General features: G+C 43.5%; 17 protein-coding genes and 1 other annotated feature. Of the genes, 10 read left to right on the plus strand and 7 right to left on the minus strand.

Going from position 1 to position 23,124, the window contains the following annotated elements:
- The first annotated feature begins 167 nt into the window (after positions 1-167).
- Positions 168-989, plus strand: coding sequence for a hypothetical protein (locus tag Xenpb_RS12405; protein ID WP_187654613.1), 822 nt, complete (start codon positions 168-170; stop codon positions 987-989).
- A gap of 1,167 nt (positions 990-2,156) precedes the next feature.
- Here Xenpb_RS12405 and cysB read toward each other — a convergent pair.
- Positions 2,157-3,131, minus strand: coding sequence for an HTH-type transcriptional regulator CysB (gene cysB, locus Xenpb_RS12410; protein ID WP_187654614.1), 975 nt, complete (start codon positions 3,129-3,131; stop codon positions 2,157-2,159).
- Positions 3,132-3,491: 360 nt separating this feature from the next.
- Positions 3,492-6,089 (minus strand): type I DNA topoisomerase, encoded by a 2,598-nt coding sequence (gene topA, locus Xenpb_RS12415; RefSeq protein ID WP_187654615.1) that lies wholly within the window; start codon positions 6,087-6,089, stop codon positions 3,492-3,494.
- 307 nt (positions 6,090-6,396) lie between these two features.
- Here topA and Xenpb_RS12420 point away from each other — a divergent pair, with 307 nt between their 5' ends.
- Positions 6,397-6,648: a YciN family protein gene (locus Xenpb_RS12420; RefSeq protein ID WP_187654616.1), complete on the plus strand. Its 252-nt coding sequence runs from the start codon at positions 6,397-6,399 to the stop codon at positions 6,646-6,648.
- A gap of 149 nt (positions 6,649-6,797) precedes the next feature.
- On the opposite strand, the gene sohB is transcribed toward Xenpb_RS12420, so the two are convergent.
- On the minus strand, positions 6,798-7,844 hold the full coding sequence (sohB, locus tag Xenpb_RS12425) for a protease SohB (protein WP_187654617.1): 1,047 nt from the start codon (positions 7,842-7,844) through the stop codon (positions 6,798-6,800).
- Positions 7,845-8,082: 238 nt separating this feature from the next.
- Here sohB and Xenpb_RS12430 point away from each other — a divergent pair, with 238 nt between their 5' ends.
- Both Xenpb_RS12430 and cobO read left to right on the plus strand, forming a co-directional pair.
- A complete protein-coding gene (locus Xenpb_RS12430; RefSeq protein WP_187654618.1) occupies positions 8,083-8,847 on the plus strand; it encodes a YciK family oxidoreductase in 765 nt (254 codons plus the stop codon).
- Positions 8,847-9,443, plus strand: coding sequence for a cob(I)yrinic acid a,c-diamide adenosyltransferase (cobO, locus tag Xenpb_RS12435; RefSeq protein WP_187654619.1), 597 nt, complete (start codon positions 8,847-8,849; stop codon positions 9,441-9,443). Before Xenpb_RS12430 ends, cobO begins: the two co-directional genes overlap by 1 nt.
- Positions 9,444-9,511: 68 nt before the next feature.
- Here the strand turns inward: cobO and rluB are convergent, their stop codons facing one another.
- From rluB to Xenpb_RS12450, 3 genes are read right to left on the minus strand one after another with little or no spacing between them, the layout of a single operon-like run.
- The gene (rluB, locus tag Xenpb_RS12440; protein ID WP_187654620.1) at positions 9,512-10,435 is read right to left on the minus strand and encodes a 23S rRNA pseudouridine(2605) synthase RluB; all 924 of its coding nucleotides are present in this window, start codon (positions 10,433-10,435) and stop codon (positions 9,512-9,514) included.
- Between the two features lie 56 nt (positions 10,436-10,491).
- Complete coding sequence (locus Xenpb_RS12445) at positions 10,492-11,112, minus strand: L-threonylcarbamoyladenylate synthase (protein ID WP_187654621.1); 621 nt, start codon at positions 11,110-11,112, stop codon at positions 10,492-10,494.
- 17 nt (positions 11,113-11,129) lie between these two features.
- The gene (locus Xenpb_RS12450; RefSeq protein WP_187654622.1) at positions 11,130-12,002 is read right to left on the minus strand and encodes a PHP domain-containing protein; all 873 of its coding nucleotides are present in this window, start codon (positions 12,000-12,002) and stop codon (positions 11,130-11,132) included.
- 307 nt (positions 12,003-12,309) lie between these two features.
- Positions 12,310-12,409, plus strand: a sequence feature (Trp leader region).
- A 43-nt stretch (positions 12,410-12,452) separates the two neighbouring features.
- On the opposite strand from Xenpb_RS12450, the gene Xenpb_RS12455 reads away from it, so the two are divergent.
- The 6 genes from Xenpb_RS12455 to trpA are packed head-to-tail and all read left to right on the plus strand — an operon-like array spanning position 12,453 to position 19,039.
- Positions 12,453-14,012 carry an anthranilate synthase component 1 gene (locus tag Xenpb_RS12455; RefSeq protein ID WP_187654623.1) on the plus strand — a complete coding sequence of 520 codons (1,560 nt, stop codon included), beginning with the start codon at positions 12,453-12,455 and terminating at the stop codon, positions 14,010-14,012.
- Positions 14,012-14,590: a gamma-glutamyl-gamma-aminobutyrate hydrolase family protein gene (locus tag Xenpb_RS12460; RefSeq protein WP_187654624.1), complete on the plus strand. Its 579-nt coding sequence runs from the start codon at positions 14,012-14,014 to the stop codon at positions 14,588-14,590. Before Xenpb_RS12455 ends, Xenpb_RS12460 begins: the two co-directional genes overlap by 1 nt.
- A gap of 56 nt (positions 14,591-14,646) precedes the next feature.
- On the plus strand, positions 14,647-15,645 hold the full coding sequence (gene trpD / locus Xenpb_RS12465) for an anthranilate phosphoribosyltransferase (RefSeq protein ID WP_187654625.1): 999 nt from the start codon (positions 14,647-14,649) through the stop codon (positions 15,643-15,645).
- Positions 15,646-15,647: 2 nt separating this feature from the next.
- A complete protein-coding gene (trpCF, locus tag Xenpb_RS12470; protein ID WP_187654626.1) occupies positions 15,648-17,012 on the plus strand; it encodes a bifunctional indole-3-glycerol-phosphate synthase TrpC/phosphoribosylanthranilate isomerase TrpF in 1,365 nt (454 codons plus the stop codon).
- 30 nt (positions 17,013-17,042) lie between these two features.
- Positions 17,043-18,233: a tryptophan synthase subunit beta gene (gene trpB, locus Xenpb_RS12475; protein ID WP_187654627.1), complete on the plus strand. Its 1,191-nt coding sequence runs from the start codon at positions 17,043-17,045 to the stop codon at positions 18,231-18,233.
- The gene (gene trpA / locus Xenpb_RS12480; protein WP_187654628.1) at positions 18,233-19,039 is read left to right on the plus strand and encodes a tryptophan synthase subunit alpha; all 807 of its coding nucleotides are present in this window, start codon (positions 18,233-18,235) and stop codon (positions 19,037-19,039) included. The genes trpB and trpA overlap by 1 nt, the downstream gene beginning before the upstream one ends.
- 164 nt (positions 19,040-19,203) lie before the next feature.
- Here trpA and hrpA read toward each other — a convergent pair whose 3' ends face one another.
- Positions 19,204-23,109 carry an ATP-dependent RNA helicase HrpA gene (hrpA, locus tag Xenpb_RS12485; protein ID WP_368666824.1) on the minus strand — a complete coding sequence of 1,302 codons (3,906 nt, stop codon included), beginning with the start codon at positions 23,107-23,109 and terminating at the stop codon, positions 19,204-19,206.
- Between the last annotated feature and the right edge of the window lie 15 nt (positions 23,110-23,124).

Raw genomic sequence — 23,124 nt, forward strand, 5'->3', positions numbered from 1 at the left:
GATGCATCTCCAAAACAGATATGTTTTATTTATAACATAAGAGATTGATGGGATTGAAGTTGACGTGGCTGGAATACTACTGGCTAATAGATTTCAAATTACACCTCAATATATGAAGTGTATATTCAAAGTATTCAATTGGTTCAATAGAGATTGGAGAATATATTATGAATATGAAAACGAATGAAAAACGTCAAAATTATTTAAGTTATATACAACAGGCTGATCAATTCTTTTCTGTCGAAGTTAATAATAAGTTTTCCCTGTCAGATTATCGATTTAGCGATACGGATGGCCTTGTACAATTTGTTATCACCTCGCAAGCTGCCAATAAAACAGGTGTTATGCACCAACTAAATGAAATAAAGAAAACACAAATAGCCCTTTCCTCAATAGTCGCTGACTATATAACCAAATATTCTGATAACAATGGTTCAAAATATAAAACAGATATTCAATTTTGGGGTGATATCATGGCAAAATTGCCATTGATAAACATTAGAAGTATAGAGAGTCAGACTTATCATCATGAAATGAAAGGCCTCTCTATTGCAACAAATTTACTCCAACTTATTATGGATATTATTTTGAATACATATTCTCCAGATCTGAAAAACTTTGCCAATTTTCTGCAAAAACAGGGAGATGCCATACGAATGGGGTTAAAACGAAATAATGATCATTACTCCACTCTCACATTGGCCAGTGTCATTGAAGTCATGGAGGTCGGTGATCAAGTTGTGTATGTTCCTAAAATCAAATTATATAAAGTAGATTTTGATAGAACCAACTCTGAAATAACATCAAACTGTGCTTCCAATGAAAATATTAATGTCGAATTTACTTATTCTACCTGTATTGCATTATTTGATTATCAAGCCCTGGAAGATCCCGAGATAAGAATAGCTTTTGAAAATTTTATTCTTAAGAACAAAAAATCCTCAATAGAAGATTCTGATAGTTTTTTCAGCGGTGAGTTTAAAGCGTAATCAAAAACCGTCATTCAGTAATGCTAATCTTTTTAAGAAAAATGATTAAATTCATGCCAGCAATCTTAATCTATACAGTTAAACTTAATTTATATAGAGCGACAAAGCTATGTTACACCTCGTAAGATAAAAACGGCAGGTAAAGACAATATCTCTGAATTTATTTCTACATATGACCATATGGCTTTGGATTGCTGGCTTCTTTTTCTTTGGTTAGCACTCATCTTCCATCCTGTATGCTGAAATTGTGCTACCGCCCTTTGTTACGGTGTCACTGAAAATAACTCTTTAGTAGGTAATAGGCAGAAAGTAGATTATTAAGAATTATTCGCTTGTTTTTTGGCAAAAATAGGAGGATAAAAAGTTATTCATTTTTTGCAGGAGCAAGCATATGGATAATTTATCAAGTGCCCAACTGAGCTTATTAGATTATTTCACTTTTCTGTGCAAACATAGGCTTGTCAGTGCCTATCCCAAAAATAATGAGGGTCAATCTATACAAATAATATTCAATAATTTCAACCAACTAAGGCACCCCTCTCTGCCACAAGAACCAGATAACTGTATTCGTATCAGACTAACAAGTATGGGATTCATACCAAGTGGCAATAATACATATATACTACGGTATAGCGGTTCCTGTAGCATATCCATATATACATATCAGAACCAAATTCTCCCTAGCCTATCATATGACACTGATGAAGCTAGAGCGATAAAATGTTTTGAGCTTGCTACCAGCTTACTAGAGCCAGAGTATGTACAACAACCCCGAACCTCAGAATACTATGAAGCGGCAATGAGTGGTCTTGTACCTTGCTCATCTAATTCACTGCCTCCAATCTCACCTCCGCATGCTCCAAGCAGAAATGCCAGGGGGCAACCGGCCAGACGACATTTCCCCTCACATAATATTCCTTCTCATGGATCTGCTCCTCCTTCTTATGGCTCACCACCTCCTTACGGCTCCCCACCTCCTTATGAAGCGCCACCATCCTATGAATCAATTACCCAAAACCCAATGGGAAGCAGAGGCGGTATGCCGGGGCCATCTAATCTACCATCGACTAGTGGCAGAGGTTCTGCAAGACTACCTCGTGGCCGAAACAGAGGAAGAAGATAAAAACCAACCACCTCCTTATTGCCTGGGAGGTGGTTTAATCTTATTTACACTATCGGCAACTCAATATCTTTGAACATTTCTTCGATTTCTTCATTGGAACGCAATGCAATGGCTTTATCCACAACATCACGTGTCAAATGAGGAGCGAAACGCCATATAAAATCATACATATAACTGCGCAGGAAACTACTACGCCGGAATCCAATCTTGGTTGTGCTGTAACTGAATCTATCACGCATATCAATACGTACCAGATCACTATCCTGAACGGGTTCAACAGCCATACTCGCAATCACACCAACACCTAACCCTAAGCGCACATAGGTTTTAATTACATCGGCATCAGTTGCTGTAAACACAATTTTAGGTTTCAGGCCGGCTCGGTCAAAAGCAACATCCAGCTCAGAACGCCCGGTAAAACCAAAGGTGTAAGTAACTATTGGATATTCTGCCAATTCTTCAATTGTCACATTCTGTCTGTTAGCGAGAGGATGGTCTTTCGTCACGACAACAGAACGATTCCAGTGGTAGCAAGGCAGCATAATCAGATCGCTATAAAGGTGAAGCGCTTCAGTTGCTATCGCAAAATCGCTATTTCCTTTGCACACCTCTTCCGCAATCTGGGTTGGTGAACCTTGATGCATGTGTAATGATACGTTGGGGTAGCGCTCAATAAAGCCTTTAATAACAGGAGGCAAAGCATACCTTGCCTGAGTATGGGTTGTAGCGATATAGAGAGAGCCACGATCGGGATAAGTGTGTTCACTAGCGACAGAACGAATTGAATCAATTTTTGACAGAACTTCACGTGAAATACGGACAATCTCTTCACCAGCCGGAGTCACGTGTGTCAGATGTTTACCACTGCGAGCAAATATTTGTATTCCCAACTCATCTTCAAGCATCCTGACTTGTTTGCTGATCCCTGGTTGAGAGGTATACAATCCTTCTGCTGTAGAAGATACATTCAGGTTGTGATTAACCACCTCTACAATGTAACGCAATTGCTGTAGTTTCATATCAGCACTGTCCCTAATAATCAAATGTACGAATATTTTGTAGTTTAATCGATTTCTATATTGCTAATCGTTATTCACTTATAACCATATAGAATATTTATCTTTAGGCATATAACCACTATAACACCTGTTGTATATTTATATAACAAATAATTAGGTTGCGTAACTATAATCAAGCATTCATTGCAGATATATTGTGTTTAAATTTTCTTTAAATACAAAAAAAGCCAGTCTTTATGACTGGCTTTTTAGAAAGAAAAGTTACGTTTTTGGTAAAAAAAGAAATATCTATCTGAATAGATCTCAATGAATTACATCTAATAAATAAAGATATAATGCACTAATTAATAACTGAAGTTATTATTTCTCTTTCATTACCCAAGCACCTTCAACAAAAAATGCAGCCCATCCGGTAGCCTTACCATTTTTTTCCGAAGAGACATATTGTTGCTTAGTTTTACGACTAAAACGCACAACCGTTTTATTCCCGTCCGGGTCAGCAACAGGTGCTTCGGCCAAATAACGCAACTTCTCCGGCAGCCGATCTTTGAATCGAACAAGTTCCTCAACCAATGGCGCACGTGTTTCACGTGATTTAGGGAAGGTATTGGCGGCTAAGAATATTCCCGCAGCGCCATCACGGAGCACAAAATAGGCTTCCGATTTCTCACATGCCAGCTCAGGCAATGGAACCGGATCTTCTTTAGGCGGTGCCACTTCGCCATTACGCAAAATTTTACGCGTGTTTTTACACTCTTCGTTTGTACAACCCATGTACTTACCAAAACGCCCCATTTTCAGGTGCATTTCTGAGCCACACTTTTCACACTCAACGATAGGGCCATCATAACCCTTAATGCGGAATTCGCCCTCTTCAACCGCATAACCATCACACGCAGGATTATTACCACATACATGCAACTTACGCTGGTTATCAATCAAATAGCTGTCCATCGCTGTACCACATTTCTGACAACGGCGACGGGCGCGCAGGGCATTAGTTTCAGCATCATCCCCTTCCAGAATATTCAAAATTTCATTTTCTGGAATCAGGTTAATCGTCTGCTTACATCTCTCTTTAGGTGACAGTGCATAACCAGAGCAGCCGAGGAACACGCCGGTTGTCGCGGTACGGATCCCCATTGGGCGACTACAGGTCGGGCACTCAATCGAAGTGATCACCATTGGATTCGGACGCATCCCACCTTCATCAGGATCTTTGTTGGCAACATCAAGTTGCTCACTGAAATTGGAGAAAAATTCGTTCAGAACTCCTTTCCAATTCGCCTCGTTGTTAGCAACGTGATCAAGCTGATCTTCCATTCTCGCTGTAAAGTCATAATTCATCAATTCGTTGAAATTCTCTTCCAAACGATCATTGACGATTTCACCCATTTTCTCCGCATAGAATCGCCGATTTTCAACCCGGACATAGCCACGATCCTGAATGGTTGAGATAATCGATGCGTAAGTTGACGGACGACCAATACCCCGTTTTTCCAGTTCCCTAACCAGTGACGCTTCGCTGAAACGTGCTGGCGGTTTCGTAAAGTGCTGGCTTGGGATCAACTCCTGCAAATCAAGTTCGGTTCCCACTGCAATTGTTGGCAAGGTGTTATCTTCATCCCCTTTACGCAAAGCAGGCATTACTTTTGTCCAGCCATCAAAACGTAAAGTACGCCCTTTAGCACGCAGCTCAAAATCACCCGCTTGAACAGTCAGTGTCGTAGAGTCATATTTTGCCGGCATCATTTGGCAGGCAATGAATTGACGCCAGATAAGCTGATACAATTTCTGCGCATCAGCTTCCATATCTTTCAATTCTTCAGCCATAACATCAACATTAGAAGGCCGGATAGCTTCATGCGCTTCCTGAGAATTCTCCTTACTACTGTAGATATTGGCACTTTGTGGCAAATATTTGTCCCCAAAATGGTTACTGATGTAACCTCGAACCATATCCAGAGCATCCTGACTCAGATTAGTTGAATCAGTACGCATGTAAGTGATGTGGCCCGCTTCATAGAGGCGCTGCGCCATCATCATGGTTTTCTTGACACCAAACCCAAGCCGTGTGCTTGCAGCCTGTTGCAATGTTGAGGTAATAAATGGCGCACTTGGCTTACTGGAAGTCGGGCGATCTTCACGATCGATCACCTTGTATCTCGCTTTTTCAAGCAAAGATACTGCTGCCTGCGTTTGTTGAGAATTTACTGGCTTAAATGCTTTTCCCTTTTCGTGGGTTACTTCCATATGGAGGGAAATGTCGCCTTTAGCCACTAAATCTGCGTGTAATTGCCAGTATTCTTCCGGCACAAATGCCTTAATTTCACGCTCTCGCTCGACCACGAGACGAACCGCAACGGATTGAACCCGTCCAGCGGACAACCCTCTGGCAACTTTTTTCCACAACAACGGTGAAACCATATAACCCACAACACGATCCATGAAACGGCGTGCTTGCTGGGCGTTAACTCGATCAATATTCAATTCACCCGGTTTATCAAAAGCCTGAGTGATTGCATTTTTAGTGATTTCGTTGAACACAACCCGACTGAAGCGGGCATTATCCCCACCAATCACTTCCCGCAAGTGCCATGCAATGGCTTCTCCTTCGCGGTCAAGGTCAGTTGCGAGATAGATATGCTCGGCTTTTTCAGCCAGCGTTTTCAGTTCTGCGACAACTTTTTCTTTGCCCGGCAGAATTTGATAATCCGCTTCCCAATCATGGTAGGGATCAACACCCATGCGATTTATCAGCGCGGTTTTCTCATCTTTTTTTGCTTTCTTTTTATTCTTATCGGTAGATGAGCTTGAACTCTTTTGACTCGCTGCACCACTCGTCGGCAAATCACGGATATGACCTACACTGGACTTAACAACGTAGTCATTCCCCAGATATTTATTGATTGTTTTGGCTTTTGCCGGGGACTCCACTATAACAAGAGCTTTGGCCATAGTTACCTTTACCTAATTATCTTCTGTTCAGATGGCGAAAATCACGGCGTTATGTTGCGATATATAAAATAAAATCTCTTTTTATATTGCGATAGATTTGCAAGATATCAACTAATTTTTATCTTGTACTTTTGTTTAAGCGCAAAACCCTTTGAAATATTTAAGGTATTTTATATACCAACACAGACCATGCAATAGTATGATTTAACCGTTGTAAACAAAATCTTCCATCTGCATGACGAAAAGTCCACACTCTACCTGATAAAAAACGATGCGCAACAACTTATTTTTTGAAGGAGCATAATAGATGCAAACTGAAACAATGCCTATTAAGCGGAAACAGTTACTGAAAAAAGCAAATGAAATCATTAAGAACCACGAAGATTTTATACAAGGGATGTATGCCGAAAGTGTAGAGCAAAAAGGCGGGGTATTAGTATTTAAAGGTGAATACTTTCTGGATGAATCCGGGTTACCTACAGCAAAAAGTACCGCTGTATTTAATATGTTTAAACATTTAGCACATATACTGTCCGAAAAGTATTCTCTAATCGATTAAAAAACGAATCGCGTTATTCCTAACCAGTTATCAATAATTATGCGGGTAATAAAGGACATAATCATAATTCCCCCTATTTACCCGCATGATCACATGATATTCACAACGCCTGTCTTAAGACGGAATGGTTGCTATAACGATTCACGCTATTATAACAGTGGTTTTTCTCCCCTTTGCCACCAGCGCATCAATAACTTATCAACATTCTCCATCGCACTGCCCATGAAACGTTCAACCACACGTTTACGACGGGAATAACTGACTCCGATAACTTCACAATGCTTGATTTTTTCGATCAGGAAATCATCACTGACACCCACTTCATCGATCAGCCCATTTTCTTTTGCTTGTGTGCCATACCAATATTCACCCGTAGCCACTTTCTCTACATCCAATGATGGACGATGCTGGTAGATAAACGACTTAAATAATTTATGCGTTTCATTCAGATCTTCCTGAAACTTCTTCCGCCCCAGCTCGGTGTTTTCCCCCAAAACAGTCAGGGTACGTTTATATTCTCCGGCAGTATGCAGTTCTACATCGATATCATTTTTCTTTAAGAGCCGATGAATATTGGGTAATTGTGCAACAACACCAATAGAACCAATAATGGAAAACGGGGCTGCAATGATGCGGTCAGCCACACAAGCCATCATATAACCCCCACTCGCAGCCACTTTATCCACAGCAATCGTCAGGCGTATCCCTTTCTGCCGTAAACGAGCCAATTGAGATGCAGCCAGCCCATAGCCATGAACGACGCCCCCCGGGCTTTCCAGACGCAATAGAACTTCATCTTCTTTATCTGCGACGGCGAGTACTGCGCTGATCTCTTCACGAAGGGAATCAACTTCATGAGCATCCATACTGCCTTTAAAATCCAAGACATAAAGATTCGGCTTCTGTAAACCTTTCAGCCCCGCTTTAGCCTCTGCTTTTTTCTGCTTGGCATCATTTTTTTGCTGTTTCTTCAACGCCTTTTGCCAGGTTTTTTTCTCTTCTTCACTCATTCGAGCCTGTTGCATCTGACGCTGTTTTTCCTTATATGACTTACCAAGATTAGTCAGTTTCAATTCCCCTTTGTGAATTGTTTTACGTACACCTAATCCAATACAAACTACCACCAAAACAACGATGGCTAAAACAACCGTGAGCACTTTGGCTAAGAACAATCCGTATAGAGACAAATATTCCACAGATCCACCTTTATTAACTTATGATGAACAATATGTTTCATTCTAACCAAAAACTGAAAGCCACGCTCTAACAGTTTACTTAACCTTATCTCAATTAGCGTGCTACTCTTTCGCCAATTCCGGTAAATTTGACGGAAACTTTAAGTTTTGTTCTGATGAAAGACGCCTATGCCATCTTGAGATGGCAATCTATATGTAGAAATAAGTAGATTGACAAGTAACACAGGAAAATTGCCCGATGTTTGATTACCACCCCAATAGTGACCTGCTGCAACAAAAAATCATTTTAGTAACCGGTGCTGGTGATGGCATTGGGCGCGAAGCCGCACTGACTTATGCCCGTCATGGTGCCCAGGTTATTTTGCTCGGGCGCACTACCGCAAAACTGAAAGCCGTCAAACAGCAGATTGAAAACGATGGCGGTTTACCGGCTGATGTTTATACGATGGATTTGCTGACTGTGACCGCAGAAGAATGTCAGGCTTTTGCTCGTGAATTGGCACAGCGTTATTCCCGTTTAGATGGCGTTTTGCACAACGCAGGGCTGCTTGGTGTTGTCGCGCCAATCATAGAGCAGCCTGCCCAGCTTTGGCACGAAGTCATGCAAGTGAATGTCAATGCTACTTTTATGCTGACTCAGGCATTAATTCCTCTTTTATTGAAATCCACCTGTGGTTCTTTAGTCTTTACCAGCTCCAGTGTCGGTCGGGAAGGCAGAAGCGGTTGGGGAGCCTATTCTGTTTCCAAATTTGCCACGGAAGGTCTGATGCAAGTTTTGGCACAGGAATATCAACATACTCCCCTGCGCATTAACTGTATCAACCCGGGAGGCACCCGCACCAATATGCGAGCCAGTGCTTTTCCTGATGAAAACTCAGCCAAATTAAAAACACCGGCGGATATCATGCCTGTCTACCTTTATGTCATGGGCGATGACAGTCGCAATGATTCAGGTATCAGTTTTGATGCCCAACCCGGTCGCAAAGCAGGACCTGCCGAATAATGACCAGAGATAATAGCCAGTACCAAAAAAGGCAACAACGCCAGAAAGAGAAAGTCGATGCCCGTATTGAAGCAGCGCAACAAGAACGAGGAATAATCATCGTGTTTACCGGAAACGGTAAAGGAAAAACCACTGCTGCATTTGGCACTGTCACTCGTGCGATTGGGCATGGACAGCGTGCTGGCATTATCCAATTCATCAAAGGAACATGGGAAAGCGGGGAAAGGAACTTACTGGCACAACAGGGGGTTGAATTTCATGTGATGGCAACAGGTTTTACATGGGAGACACAAAACCGTGAAACAGATACCGCAGCCTGCCAGTCGGCATGGAAACATGCCTTGAGGATGTTATCTGATCCTTTATTGCACCTTGTCGTACTAGATGAATTGACTTATATGGTCAGTTACGGCTATCTGGAACTGACCGATGTCCTGACAGCCCTAAAACAACGGCCTTCGCATCAGAGTGTGATTATCACCGGACGGGGATGCCATCGGGAATTGTTGGAATATGCTGATACGATTACAGAAATGCGTCCGGTAAAACATGCTTTTGATGCTGGAATCAAAGCGCAAAAAGGTGTTGATTGGTAAACAAACCCGCTGTTTCAAATAGAATCAGCATCAATGCTGACGTCAACTGAAACAGCGGCTTGAGAAAATTAACGGCCTTTAGGCGTTGTTTTTCTTCCTGCATTCTGACGAGAACTGCTTGCAGGGCGTTTCCCCGCTGGACGGGATGCAACCTGCGCATGTCGTTTTACTGCACGGCGGATTTGGTTAGCCTTGATGCGACGTTGATCGCGTTCAACGGCGACTTTGGTCACAACCTCTTCGCCTAAACCGACCAGTTGACGTAAATAGTTAGTCTGCTCCAGCCCCAACTCAGTCCAACCGCCACGCGGCAAACCTTTCGGCAGATTGATATCACCATAACGCACCCGTATCAGGCGGCTAACCTGCACACCAACAGCTTCCCACAAACGTCTGACTTCGCGGTTGCGGCCTTCTGTCAAGGTAACGTTGTACCATTGGTTGATACCTTCTCCGCCTTTGAACGCGATAGTTTTGAATGAAGCTGGCCCATCTTCCAACTGCACGCCTTGTGTCAATTGACGAAGTTTTGCATTATCCACTTCACCAAAAACACGAACTGCATATTCACGCTCAACTTCGCAGCGTGGATGCATCAGGCGATTTGCCAATTCCCCATCAGTGGTAAACAGCAACAATCCGCAAGTGTTGATATCCAGACGCCCTACTGCGATCCAACGCGCACCCTGCATTTTTGGCAGGCGGTCAAAGACAGTCGGACGGCCTTCAGGATCATGGCGGGTACACAATTCACCTTCCGGCTTGTAATAAGCCAGAACACGGCAAACAGTTTTCTGTGGTTCTTTGATATTTAAAATCCGCCCATCCAGACGAATTTTTACTGAGGGTTTAACTTCGATTCGATCACCCAACGTTGCGGTCTTGCCATCAATGCTAATGCGCCCTTGTTGGATATACCCTTCAATTTCGCGACGGGAACCATGACCAGAACGCGCGAGAACTTTTTGTAACTTTTCTGTTTTATCGCTCATTGAGCAACCTCTGCTGTCGCCTTCACAGGCGTCGTATTTAAAATAAAAAAATCACCTTATAAAAAAGGTGTTACATCACCTTCGCCTTCGCGAAGAATTACTGGTGAATCACCAGTTAAATCCACTACTGTCGTCGGTTGCTGCCCAAGATAACCACCGTGAATGATTAAATCAACCTGTTTACCTAATGTATCCTGAATCTCTTCCGGATCGGATTCGGCAAAGTCATTTCCCGGTAAAATTAAGCTACATGACATCAGTGGTTCCCTCATTTCTTCCAGCAACGCCAACGCGATAGGATTAGAAGGAACCCGCAAGCCGATGGTTTTACGTTTTTCATTCATTAAACGGCGAGGAACTTCTTTTGTCGCCTGTAAGATAAACGTGTAATTGCCCGGCGTGTTATTTTTGATCAACCTGAACGCCTGATTATCCACATGAGCATAAGTGGCAATTTCGGAGAGATCACGACACATTAACGTAAAATTGTGACGCCCTTCCAATTGACGAATACGGCATATACGCGTCATCGCATCCTTATTTTCAAGGCAACAACCCATGGCGTAACCTGAATCAGTCGGATAAATGACAACGCCTCCCTTTTTCAATACATCCACACTCTGGTCAATAAGACGTTTTTGTGGATTATCAGGGTGGATATAAAAAAACTGGCCCATAACGATAACCTCTACTTCTATGCAGTCCCAAGCCGCGTCCAGTCGTCCCATATCGGTACAACATCACCGGGTAACCACAAATTGCGCCCAAGCTCTATCCATGAACAAGGCTGGTGAAAATCCGATCCTAATGACACTTTCAACCCATATTCTCTTGCCAGTTGACCAAGTTGTTGCCTTTCATTAGGGGCTTGCTGGCACTGTGCAACTTCCATTGCATCACCACCATGTTGTTTAAACCAAGCTATTAACCGTTTTAGCCATTTCATTGATAAATCGTACCTGCCGGGATGGGCAATCACCGCCTGCCCGCCAGCCTGGTGAATGGTTTCAATTGCTTGCTCAATTGTACACCATTGCGGAGGAACATAACCGATTTTCCCCTTCGCCAGATACTTTTTGAATACTTTAGGGATAGTGGGTTCAATGCCAGCTTCTATGAGATAACGGGCAAAGTGACCGCGAGTAACCTGCCCACCATTAGCCAGCCGGGATGCCCCTTCCCACGCATCAGGGATACCTGCTTTAGACAATCGCCGCCCAATTTCAATGCCACGCTGTTGCCTTAAATCAACCTGATTAACCAGAAATTTTCTTAAAGAAAGAGAGTGAATATCGACATTTAAGCCAACAATATGAATTTCAAAATTCTCCCATAATGTCGAAATTTCAACACCGGATACCAATGTCAAAGGCAAATCATTTTGCTGAATATGAGTTAAGGCCAATGGAATACCTTCCGTCGTATCATGGTCAGTGATTGCCAGTACATCAATGCCCATAGAAATAGCTCTGTCCACGAGCTGTTCAGGTGATAAAACCCCATCTGAAGCAGTCGTATGGCTATGCAGATCATAGCGCCTTGTCATTTCACTGGCGGCTTCAGCCATTGTTTTTTTACCTGCTTTGTCGGGTGGGAAACAAGAACACCATCGATCAAGTGATTCCTATCAAATGATATCAAGTACGAAGTAGGGATGATAACACAGAGGGTGGGATTAAAGGGGCGAATTTACTGATTAACAGGTTTGACTATAGACAGCAAAAAAATCATTGACAAGCCAGCAATGAACCAGTTTACTAGTACGCAGGTAATCTTGGACATTTTAATCAAAAAATACCATTCAGCAGATGAGACACTTAACAATGATCGTACTTATGCAAATCATATTTATGCAAAAAGCAGCGATGCAAATCAGTGATTGGTGGCACAACTTCCCATTCAGGGCGGTTGGCTCACGCACATAAGTACAGATATGCAAGTGCCAAAACCCGCCTAAGAAGCGGGTTTTTTTATAACTTGAGTTTTTGTGAACGAAAGTAATGACAAGGGGGTAAATATGACTGGCAAAGAATTTAATATTTCTGTAAATCAGATAGATACGGTTTATAAAACAGATCCAACACTGCTTTTCCATCAACTTTGTGGTAATCGTTCCGCTACGTTATTGTTAGAGTCTGCTGAAATCCACAGTAAAAAGAGTCTCAAAAGTATGTTGATCATTGATAGTGCCATGCGCATTACCGCCAACAAACGACAAGTTACTTTTGAGGCGCTCACCAAAAACGGTCAAAATCTACTTCCTATTCTCGCTGATTTACTGTCAGAAAAAGCCCGGTTGAGTGTGGAATCACAGACTATTCGAGCACAGTTTCCTGCTACAGAACAAAATTTGGACGAGGATAGTCGGCTAAAATCGGATTCAGTTTTCGACGCATTACGTGCTCTTGCAGCACTGGCATCCTTCTCAGAATCCCCTGAGGCTATTTTCGTTGGCGGGTTGTTTGCTTACGATTTAGTGGCTGGATTTGAATCATTACCTACCGTAAAAAACCACCAGCATTGCCCTGATTTCTGTTTTTATCTCGCAGAAACACTATTGATGATTGACCATCGATATGAGCACTCATCGTTACAAACTGTACTGTTTGGAGGATCCGGTACGGAAAGGCAACGCCTTAACGAACGTATGGCAACATTGGCTTCTGCCATTTCAGGACCGCTTCAGCCACTCTTGCCTGTCAAACTGTCTGACATAACCATTGATTGCAATCGGAGTGATGAGCAATACGCGGATATCGTGCGGCAGTTGCAGCAATCAGTTCGTCAAGGGGATGTCTTTCAGGTTGTTCCGTCACGGCGTTTTACTTTGCCATGCCCTTCTCCATTAAATGCTTACCAAGCACTGAAAAAACAAAACCCAAGCCCCTATATGTTTTTTATGCAAGATCAGGATTTTTGCCTGTTTGGTGCCTCACCAGAAAGCGCCCTTAAATATGATGCCAACAACCGCCAGATAGAAATTTATCCGATAGCCGGTACACGCCCCCGCGGGCGCAATGCCAACGGAGAATTAAATGCTGACCTTGATAGCCGGATTGAGCTGGAAATGCGTACTGACGCGAAAGAAATGTCTGAGCATGTGATGCTGGTTGATTTGGCCCGTAACGATCTGGCTCGCATTTGTGAGCCGGGAAGTCGATATGTCGCCGATTTAACCAAAGTCGATCGTTATTCGTTTGTTATGCACCTGGTTTCCCGTGTTGTCGGTACGCTTCGCCATGATTTAGATATTTTCCATGCCTATCAGGCCTGCATGAATATGGGCACGTTGACAGGAGCACCTAAGATTCGGGCCATGCAGCTCATTGCAGAACATGAAGGCGAACGGCGCGGTAGCTATGGTGGCGCAGTCGGCTATTTTACTGGCAAAGGGGATTTTGATACCTGCATTGTCATTCGTTCTGCTTATGTGGAAAACGGACAAGCTGCTGTGCAAGTCGGAGCCGGTATCGTTTTGGATTCCATCCCCCAATCAGAAGTAGATGAAACGCACAATAAATCCAGAGCCGTCATTCGCGCTATTGCCCAAGCCCATCAAGTAGAGGTGACATTCTAATGGCGAATATTCTTCTGCTCGATAATGTTGATTCCTTCACCTATAACCTCGTGGACCAACTGAGAAGCCATAGTCATCAAGTCATTATTTATCGCAATACTGTGGCTACAGACACTATTATTGCCAAACTCCACGAAATGGACTCTCCCCTTTTGATGCTGTCACCCGGCCCGGGGAAACCATCAGAAGCAGGCTGTATGCCTGAATTAGTCAAGCAAGTGATTGGCAAAATTCCGGTGATTGGCATTTGTCTCGGACATCAGGCAATTATTGAAGCCTATGGAGGGAAAGTCTCTGCTGCCCAAGAAATTTTGCATGGTAAAGCAACATCAGCCACTCATGATGGACAAGCTATGTTTTCCGGTCTGCCAAATCCCTTACCTGTTGCTCGTTATCATTCTCTTGCCGCTGTGCATGTTCCTGCGATGCTGACAGTCTCGGCATCATGCGGTGATACCGTCATGGCAGTGCGTCATGATGAACACAAGGTTTGTGGGCTCCAATTTCATCCCGAATCTATCTTAACCACCCAAGGCGCTAAATTGCTTGAACAAACTCTGGCGTGGGCACTGAATTAAAAATGTTGGGTTTGAAGGTATCGAATTAAAGGCACTAAACTTGAAGGAATGGGAAAATGCAATTGATTTTTGAAAAATTATTCAGTGCCCAAACACTGACACAGCAAGAAAGCCAGCAACTATTCACTGCCATTATTCATGGTGAGTTGAGTGATGCACAATTGGCTGCTGTATTAATTAGTCTGAAACTACATGGTGAACAACCACAAGAAATTGCAGGTGCGGCCCAGGCATTCCTGGAAAATGCAGTTCCCTTTCCTCGTCCTGATTACACGTTTTGTGATATCGTCGGCACAGGCGGAGACGGTACAAACAGCATCAATATTTCAACGGCCAGCGCCTTTATTGCCGCGGCTTGTGGGCTTAAAGTGGCAAAACATGGGAACCGCAGTATTTCCAGCCGTTCTGGATCATCCGATTTACTGGCGGCATTCGGCATTGCATTGGATACTTGTGCCAAAGATTCACGCCGTGCTCTGGATGATATTGGCGTCTGTTTCCTATTCGCCCCGCAATATCACAGTGGCTTTCGTCATGCGGCACAAGTTCGCCAGCAATTAAAAACCCGGACATTATTCAATGTACTTGGCCCGTTGATTAATCCTGCTCGTCCTCCCCTATCACTCATTGGAGTTTACAGTTCTGAATTAGTAGAACCCATAGCTCGTACCCTACAGGTTTTGGGTTATCAACGCGCTGCCGTTGTACATAGTGGCGGTATGGATGAAGTCGCTTTACATGCCCCAACCTATGTTGCAGAACTCAATCATGGCGAGATTCAACAGTACCGGTTAACGGCCGCAGATTTTGGCTTACCGTGTCATTCTATATCTTCACTGAGAGGCGGAACCCCGGAAGAGAATCGCGATATGTTGGCACTATTACTGCAAGGCCGGGGGCAAAAAGCCCATGCCGATGCTGTAGCAGCGAATGTTGCTCTCTTGATGAAAATTCATGGGTACGAAGATCTACGAGAAAATACACAATTGGCACTCAATACCATTTATAGCGGTCATGCTTATGAAAAAGTGACAGCATTGGCGGCAAGGATTTAATCATGAAAACCAGCATATTACAGAAAATTGTTGATGATAAAGCAGCATACCTGATGACTCGTAAAGCAGAACAGCCACTGGAAAGTTTTATTGATGCCATTGTACCGAGTCATCGTCGGTTCTATCAGGCTTTATCCCATAATCAGACGGTTTTTATTTTAGAATGTAAGAAGGCCTCCCCTTCAAAAGGATTAATTCGTGAAGATTTCGATCCTGTTCGCATTGCTAAAACTTATCAGCCTTATGCTGCTGCAATCTCTGTTTTGACTGATGAAAAATACTTTCAAGGCAATTATGATTTTCTCAAAATGGTCAGTTCTGCCGTACACCAACCGGTTCTATGCAAAGATTTTATTATTGATGCCTATCAGGTTTACCTCGCCCGTTATTATCAGGCCGACGCTATTTTACTGATGCTTTCCGTCCTTGATGACGATACGTATCGTGATTTATCCGCACTGGCACACAGTCTTGATATGGGTGTACTGACCGAAGTCAGTAATGAAAATGAGCAGCAACGGGCAATTGAATTAGGCGCAAAAGTTATTGGTATCAATAATCGGGATCTGCGCGATTTGTCCATTGATTTGGAACGCACCCGCAAACTGGCGGCTGGTTTACCCAAAGATACTATCATTATCAGTGAATCTGGCATCCATCAGCATCGTCAAGTGCGCGAATTAAGCCAATTTGCCCACGGTTTTCTCATTGGCAGCTCTTTAATGGCACAGCAAAATTTAGATCTCGCTTTACGCCGCCTGATTTTAGGTAATAACAAGATTTGCGGCTTAACCCGCCCACAAGATGCCAAAACAGCATTGCAGATGGGCGCAGTCTACGGTGGCCTTATTTTTGCAGAAAAATCACCGCGTAAAGTGAGCCTGCAAAAAGCCCAACAGATCATCAATGAAGCGTCTTTACAATATGTCGGGGTATTTCAAAATCAACCCGTTGATGTTGTCAGTGATATCGCCCGTACACTTTCGCTTACCGCCGTTCAACTACATGGGCATGAAAACGAAGATTACATCAATACATTACGTACTGTATTACCTGAACACTGTGAAATTTGGAAAGCTATTGATATGTCCAAAACTGCGGAATTTTCCGAAATACCTAATGTGGATCATTTATTGCTGGATAATGGGCCAGGAGGCACAGGGAAATCATTTGACTGGCAGTTAATTAATCCACAACTTCAACATAACAATATGTTGGCTGGCGGCCTGAATGCAGAAAATTGCCAACAGGCAGCAACTCTTGGTTGTTATGGGTTGGATTTTAACTCTGGGATCGAAGTTTCCCCAGGCATCAAAAGCAGTCAAAAGATCAAACAGGTATTTCAACAATTACGCTGTTATCACTAATTTTTCAGACAAAAATGGATGAGTAGAATAATGAGTAAATTGAATCCTTATTTTGGCGACTTTGGCGGACAATTTGTCCCTCAAATTTTGATCCCTGCACTTAATCAATTAGAAGAAGCTTTTATTGATGCACAAAGAGATCCTGAATTTCAGCAGGCATTTCAAGATCTATTGAAAAACTACGCAGGCAGGCCTACAGCCTTAACTCTGTGTCATAACTTGACTAAAGGTACGAAAACGCGTCTTTACCTAAAACGTGAAGACTTACTCCACGGCGGCGCACACAAAACCAATCAGGTTCTGGGACAAGCATTGTTAGCTAAGCGGATGGGAAAAAACGAAATCATTGCTGAAACAGGCGCAGGTCAGCATGGAGTCGCAACCGCGTTGGCTTGTGCATTATTGGGGTTGAAATGCCGTATTTATATGGGTGCAAAAGATATTGAACGTCAATCCCCCAATGTTTTTCGCATGCGTTTGATGGGAGCTGAGGTGATCCCTGTGCATAGCGGTTCAGCAACTTTGAAAGATGCCTGCAACGAAGCAATGCGTGACTGGTCTGGCTGCTATGAAAAAGCCCATTACTTATTGGGAACAGCAGCAGGCCCTCATCCGTACCCGACGATGGTACGAGAATTTCAACGCATGATTGGTGAAGAAGCCAAGGCGCAAATTTTAGAAAAAGAAGGACGCCTGCCCGATGCAGTTATTGCCTGTATCGGTGGTGGCTCGAATGCTATCGGCCTGTTTGCTGAGTTTATTCCAGAAAATACCGTTCGCCTGATCGGTGTGGAACCTGCCGGACATGGTATCGAGACTGGTGAACATGGCGCTCCATTGAAACACGGAAAATTAGGCATTTACTTTGGCATGAAAGCCCCGATTATGCAGACGGAAGATGGGCAGATTGAAGAGTCTTACTCTATCTCGGCCGGGTTAGATTTTCCTTCAGTCGGTCCGCAGCATGCCTATTTAAACAGCATCGGCAGAGCTGATTATGTCTCAATCACTGACGACGAAGCACTGGCTGCTTTTCAGGAACTATCACGCAATGAAGGCATTATTCCTGCCTTGGAGTCATCTCATGCGCTGGCTTATGCTCTGAAAATGATCCGTCAGGAACCCGATAAAGAGCAGTTGTTAATTGTCAACTTATCTGGCCGTGGCGACAAAGACATCTTCACCGTTTACGATATTCTAAAATCCAGAGGGGAAATCTGATGGAACGTTATCAACAACTTTTCAAGAAGCAGGAAAATCAAAATCAAGGCGCTTTTGTTCCTTTTGTCACCCTAGGCGATCCTAATCCTGAATTATCATTGGAAATCATTGATACATTAATCGCTGGTGGCGCTGATGCGCTTGAATTAGGTATTCCATTTTCAGATCCCCTTGCTGACGGCCCAACCATCCAGAATGCCAATTTACGTGCGTTATCATCCAAGGTCACGCCTACATTGTGCTTCAGCCTGCTGGCAAAAATTCGCGCTAAACATCCCGATATCCCGATTGGTTTGTTAGTCTATGCGAATTTAGTATTCCACAATGGGATTGATGAGTTTTACCGTTGCTGCAAAGAGGCTGGCGTTGATTCCGTTTTGGTGGCTGATGTACCGGTATCTGAATCGTTACCTTTCCGCTCAGCCGCCATGAAATATGATATTGCCCCGATCTTTATCTGCCCCCCGAATGCAGATGATGATTTACTGCGTGAAATTGCTTCATTTGGACGTGGATATACTTACCTGCTATCAAGGGCGGGAGTGACTGGTAGTGAAAATCGCGCCAAGCAGCCATTGAGCCATCTTGTCGATAAGCTTAAAGAATATCATGCAGCCCCTGGCCTACAAGGTTTTGGTATTTCCGAACCTTCACAGGTGACAATTGCACTCAATAATGGTGCTACAGGTGCAATTTCAGGTTCTGCCATTGTAAAAATCATCGAAGAAAACCTTCACCAACCTCAGGCGATGCTGGAAAAGTTAATGACTTTTGTTCGTGCCATGAAAGCCGCCACACAATTATAATTCTATAATTCCCTTATAAGATATTTATGAGGGAATGTATAAATATGGGATTTAGTGTTTATGTATACAAGTATGTTGTAACTATAAATGTATTGATAGCGCTTCCCAATCAAAAACAAATTTATGGGCTGCCATAAAATAAAAGCAGCCCATAAACTTCAAGATCACAATGTGATATTTTCCATTGCCTGCAAAATACGCTTATCTGATATTGGATACGCAGTTCCCAATTGTTGGGCAAATAAACTAATCCGAAGCTCTTCAATCATCCAACGAACTTCTTTCACTTCCGGCAATTGTTTCTGCTGGCTAGACAATTTTGCCTGCCATTGTTGCCATTGGCGCTGAATATGCTCAATCCGGCTCATGTGCGCCCTATCTTTGTTGGGATCAACCGCTAGTTTTTCCAAACGACGATCAATGCCATTCAAATAACGCAGAACATCTGCCAAACGCTTCCAACCATGGGAAGTCACGAATCCATTAAAGACCAGACCGGAAATTTGCTCTTTAATATCCGATAACGCCAGTGCGAGGGCAATATCTACCCGCCCTTTCAGGCGCTTGTTGATATTAAAGACCGCTGTCAGGATCTGCTCCACTTGCTTGGCAATATCAACGACTGCATCATTCAAATCGGCACGGACTTTATCCTGCAAACAGGAAAACGCCTGCTCATTCCACGCTGGCCCATTATTTTCTGCGATCAATCTATCCACACCACAAGAGATACAATCATCAATCAAATCCAATACTTTTCCATATGGGTTAAAGTACAGCCCTAATTTGGATTTGTTCGGTAATTTCTCATGCAGGTATTTGATCGGTGATGGAATGTTCAGCAATAATAAACGACGAGTTCCTTCCCACATCGCATTTTGTTGTTCAGATTCAGTCTCAAACAATTTGATGCCAATACTGTCTTTTTCATCCACTAATGCCGGAAATGCTTTAACAGAATAGCCACCACGTTTCTGCTCATAGCGTTCAGGCAATTCACCAAAACTCCAAATATGCAGCCCACTTTGTTCAATACCATCATCAGCTACTGCTGAAAGTGTTTCCTGAACTTTCCCTTTTAATTTTAGTTTCAGCTCCGACAAATCCTTGCCTTCCGCTAACAGTTTATTTTTCTCGCCCAGAACACGGAATGTGATTTTAAGATGGTCAGAAACTTGTTCCAATTGCCAATCTTCACGTGACACCGTCACACCTGTCATGCGACGTAATTCTTTCTCAAGGCTATCCAGTAAGGTAGCCTGAGGTTGGGTGACTCGCTCCAAAAATGCCTGCGCATAGTTAGGTGCAGGTACAAAATTACGGCGTATTGGCTTTGGCAATGACTTAATCAATGCAACAACTAGTTCATGACGAATGCCCGGAATTTGCCAGTCGAATCCTTCATCCCTAACCTGATTCAATACCGGCAACGGAATATGCACAGTCACGCCATCGGCATCGGTTCCTGGCTCAAACTGATAACTCAGACGGAATTTCAAATTATCCTGATGCCAATAATTCGGATAATCCAACGCACTGACTTTATTGGCGTCGCCTTTGATCAACATACTCTTTTCAAAATTGAGCAATTCTGGTTGATCTTTACTTGTTATTTTCCACCAGCGATCAAAATGGCGGGATGAAATAACATCTTTGCCAATTCGCTGATCATAGAAACTGAACAATGTTTCATCATCTACCAGAATATCCCGTCGGCGGGATTTATGTTCTAGTTCTTCAACTTCTTCTCGCAGTTTCAGGTTAGCGCGGAAAAATGAGTGACGAGTCTGCCAATCTCCTTCCACCAATGCGTGACGGATAAACAATTCACGACATAACAGGGGATCAATCTGGCTATAATTCACCAAACGCCCCGCCACAATGGGCAAACCATACAGGGTGACTTTTTCCGTTGCCATTACTGCGCCCTGCGATTTTTGCCAATGAGGTTCACTGTAATGGTGCTTAATTAAATGTGCGGCCAGCGGCTCTACCCATTCAGGTTCGATACGTGCAGCAATACGCCCCCACAATCTGCTGGTTTCCACTAATTCGGCTACCATTCCCCATTTAGGTGGCTTTTTAAATAAACCGGAGCCAGGAAAAATAGAAAAACGGGCATTACGCGCACCTGTATACTCCTGTTTATCCGTGTCTTTTTGCCCGATATGGGATAATAACCCTGTCAGCAAAGCAATATGAATACTTTTATAATCCGCTTCCTGACTGTTGATCGGTAAACCAATTTCTTTAACAACTTGGCGTAACTGGGTGTAAATATCCTGCCATTCTCTAACGCGAAGATAATTCAGATAATCCTGACGGCAAAGCTTGCGGAATTGGGAACTGGAAAGCGCTTTCTGCTGTTCCATCAGAAAATCCCACAATTTCAGGAACGCAATGAAATCTGAATCTTTGTCCGCAAAACGACGATGTTTTTCATCGGAAGCTTGCTGCTTTTCCAGTGGCCTTTCTCGTGGGTCTTGAATCGACAATGCTGAAGTAATCACCATGACTTCACGAACACAACCATGTGCTTTGGCTTCCAAAACCATACGAGCCAAACGTGGATCGATAGGTAACTGTGCCAATTGCTGCCCCATCGCAGTCAGCCGGTAATTTCCTTCTGACAGGGATTCAGGATCAATAGCTCCCAGTTCTTCCAAGAGACGGACACCATCCTGAATATTGCGTTTATCCGGCGCCTCAACAAATGGAAATGCACTGACATCGCCCAAACCAATAGAGGTCATTTGCAGAATAACAGAAGCCAGGTTAGTGCGCAGAATTTCAGGATCAGTAAATTCCGGGCGTGATAAAAAGTCATCTTCCGAATAGAGACGGATACAAATTCCGTTTGAAACACGACCACAGCGCCCTTTTCGCTGATTGGCAGATGCCTGAGAAATAGGTTCTATCGGTAAGCGCTGGACTTTAGTCCGATAACTGTATCGGCTAATGCGCGCAAAGCCGGTATCGATTACATATTTGATTCCGGGAACTGTCAGCGATGTTTCCGCTACGTTAGTTGCCAAGATAATCCGGCGACCAACATGGGACTGGAATATCCGGTTCTGTTCGCTGTTAGACAACCGTGCGAAAAGTGGCAGGATTTCAGTATGAGGGAAATTTTGCTTACTGAGTGCATCCGCTGTATCCCGAATTTCACGTTCACCGCTCATGAAAACCAATATGTCTCCAGAGCTTTCTCGTCCCAACTCATCCACGGCATCAATGATGGCTTCAAGCTGATCCCTATCACTGTCATTATCATCACCTGCCACGGGCCGATAACGCACTTCCACCGGATAAGTCCGCCCTGATACTTCAATAATCGGTGCATTGTTGAAATGGCGGGAAAAACGTTCAGGATCAATGGTTGCAGAAGTAATAATGACTTTCAGATCCGGGCGTTTTGGTAATAATTGACGCAAATAGCCAAGAATAAAATCAATATTCAAACTGCGTTCATGAGCTTCGTCGATAATTAACGTATCATATTGCAATAACAAACGATCTTGTTGCAATTCCGCCAGCAAAATACCGTCTGTCATTAACTTGACCAACGTATTGTCACTGACCTGATCATTAAAACGCACTTTATAACCGACCGTTGAGCCAAGCGGGGTTTCTAATTCATCCGCAATGCGGTTAGCAACTGAACGGGCAGCCAAACGACGGGGTTGGGTATGCCCGATTAACCCTTTGATACCCCTGCCCAACTCAAGGCAAATTTTCGGGATCTGAGTTGTTTTACCCGAACCCGTTTCCCCGGCAATGATAACAACCTGATTATCCCGAATGGCTTTATAGATATCCTCTTTCTTCTGGCTAACAGGTAGGTTTTCAGGGTATTGGATCGAAGGACATGATGCCTGACGGTTAATCACTTTCTGTTTTGCTGTCGCAATATCCGCAGAAATAGATTGTGCCACAGCCTGCAAGGAAGCTTGATTTTTGATTTTTGCTGCTCCATGCAGGCGTTTTCTCAAACGGAACTGATCGCGCAGCGGGGTGTGATCAAGTTCAGCGAATAATTCAGCAAGTGGTGCTGTCAAAGGTGATTCCACGTGATAAATCCTTGT

The organism is Xenorhabdus sp. PB62.4 (assembly GCF_014467285.1).
Classification (GTDB): Bacteria; Pseudomonadota; Gammaproteobacteria; order Enterobacterales; family Enterobacteriaceae; genus Xenorhabdus.

Excerpts from the sequence above, each read along its gene's own strand:
- Xenpb_RS12405 (WP_187654613.1), top strand. The coding sequence starts at position 168 with ATGAATATGAAAACGAATGAAAAACGTCAAAATTATTTAAGTTATATA.
- cysB (WP_187654614.1), bottom strand. The coding sequence starts at position 3,131 with ATGAAACTACAGCAATTGCGTTACATTGTAGAGGTGGTTAATCACAAC.
- topA (WP_187654615.1), bottom strand. The coding sequence starts at position 6,089 with ATGGCCAAAGCTCTTGTTATAGTGGAGTCCCCGGCAAAAGCCAAAACA.
- Xenpb_RS12420 (WP_187654616.1), top strand. The coding sequence starts at position 6,397 with ATGCAAACTGAAACAATGCCTATTAAGCGGAAACAGTTACTGAAAAAA.
- Xenpb_RS12430 (WP_187654618.1), top strand. The coding sequence starts at position 8,083 with ATGTTTGATTACCACCCCAATAGTGACCTGCTGCAACAAAAAATCATT.
- cobO (WP_187654619.1), top strand. The coding sequence starts at position 8,847 with ATGACCAGAGATAATAGCCAGTACCAAAAAAGGCAACAACGCCAGAAA.
- rluB (WP_187654620.1), bottom strand. The coding sequence starts at position 10,435 with ATGAGCGATAAAACAGAAAAGTTACAAAAAGTTCTCGCGCGTTCTGGT.
- Xenpb_RS12445 (WP_187654621.1), bottom strand. The coding sequence starts at position 11,112 with ATGGGCCAGTTTTTTTATATCCACCCTGATAATCCACAAAAACGTCTT.
- Xenpb_RS12450 (WP_187654622.1), bottom strand. The coding sequence starts at position 12,002 with ATGGCTGAAGCCGCCAGTGAAATGACAAGGCGCTATGATCTGCATAGC.
- Xenpb_RS12455 (WP_187654623.1), top strand. The coding sequence starts at position 12,453 with ATGACTGGCAAAGAATTTAATATTTCTGTAAATCAGATAGATACGGTT.
- Xenpb_RS12460 (WP_187654624.1), top strand. The coding sequence starts at position 14,012 with ATGGCGAATATTCTTCTGCTCGATAATGTTGATTCCTTCACCTATAAC.
- trpD (WP_187654625.1), top strand. The coding sequence starts at position 14,647 with ATGCAATTGATTTTTGAAAAATTATTCAGTGCCCAAACACTGACACAG.
- trpCF (WP_187654626.1), top strand. The coding sequence starts at position 15,648 with ATGAAAACCAGCATATTACAGAAAATTGTTGATGATAAAGCAGCATAC.
- trpB (WP_187654627.1), top strand. The coding sequence starts at position 17,043 with ATGAGTAAATTGAATCCTTATTTTGGCGACTTTGGCGGACAATTTGTC.
- trpA (WP_187654628.1), top strand. The coding sequence starts at position 18,233 with ATGGAACGTTATCAACAACTTTTCAAGAAGCAGGAAAATCAAAATCAA.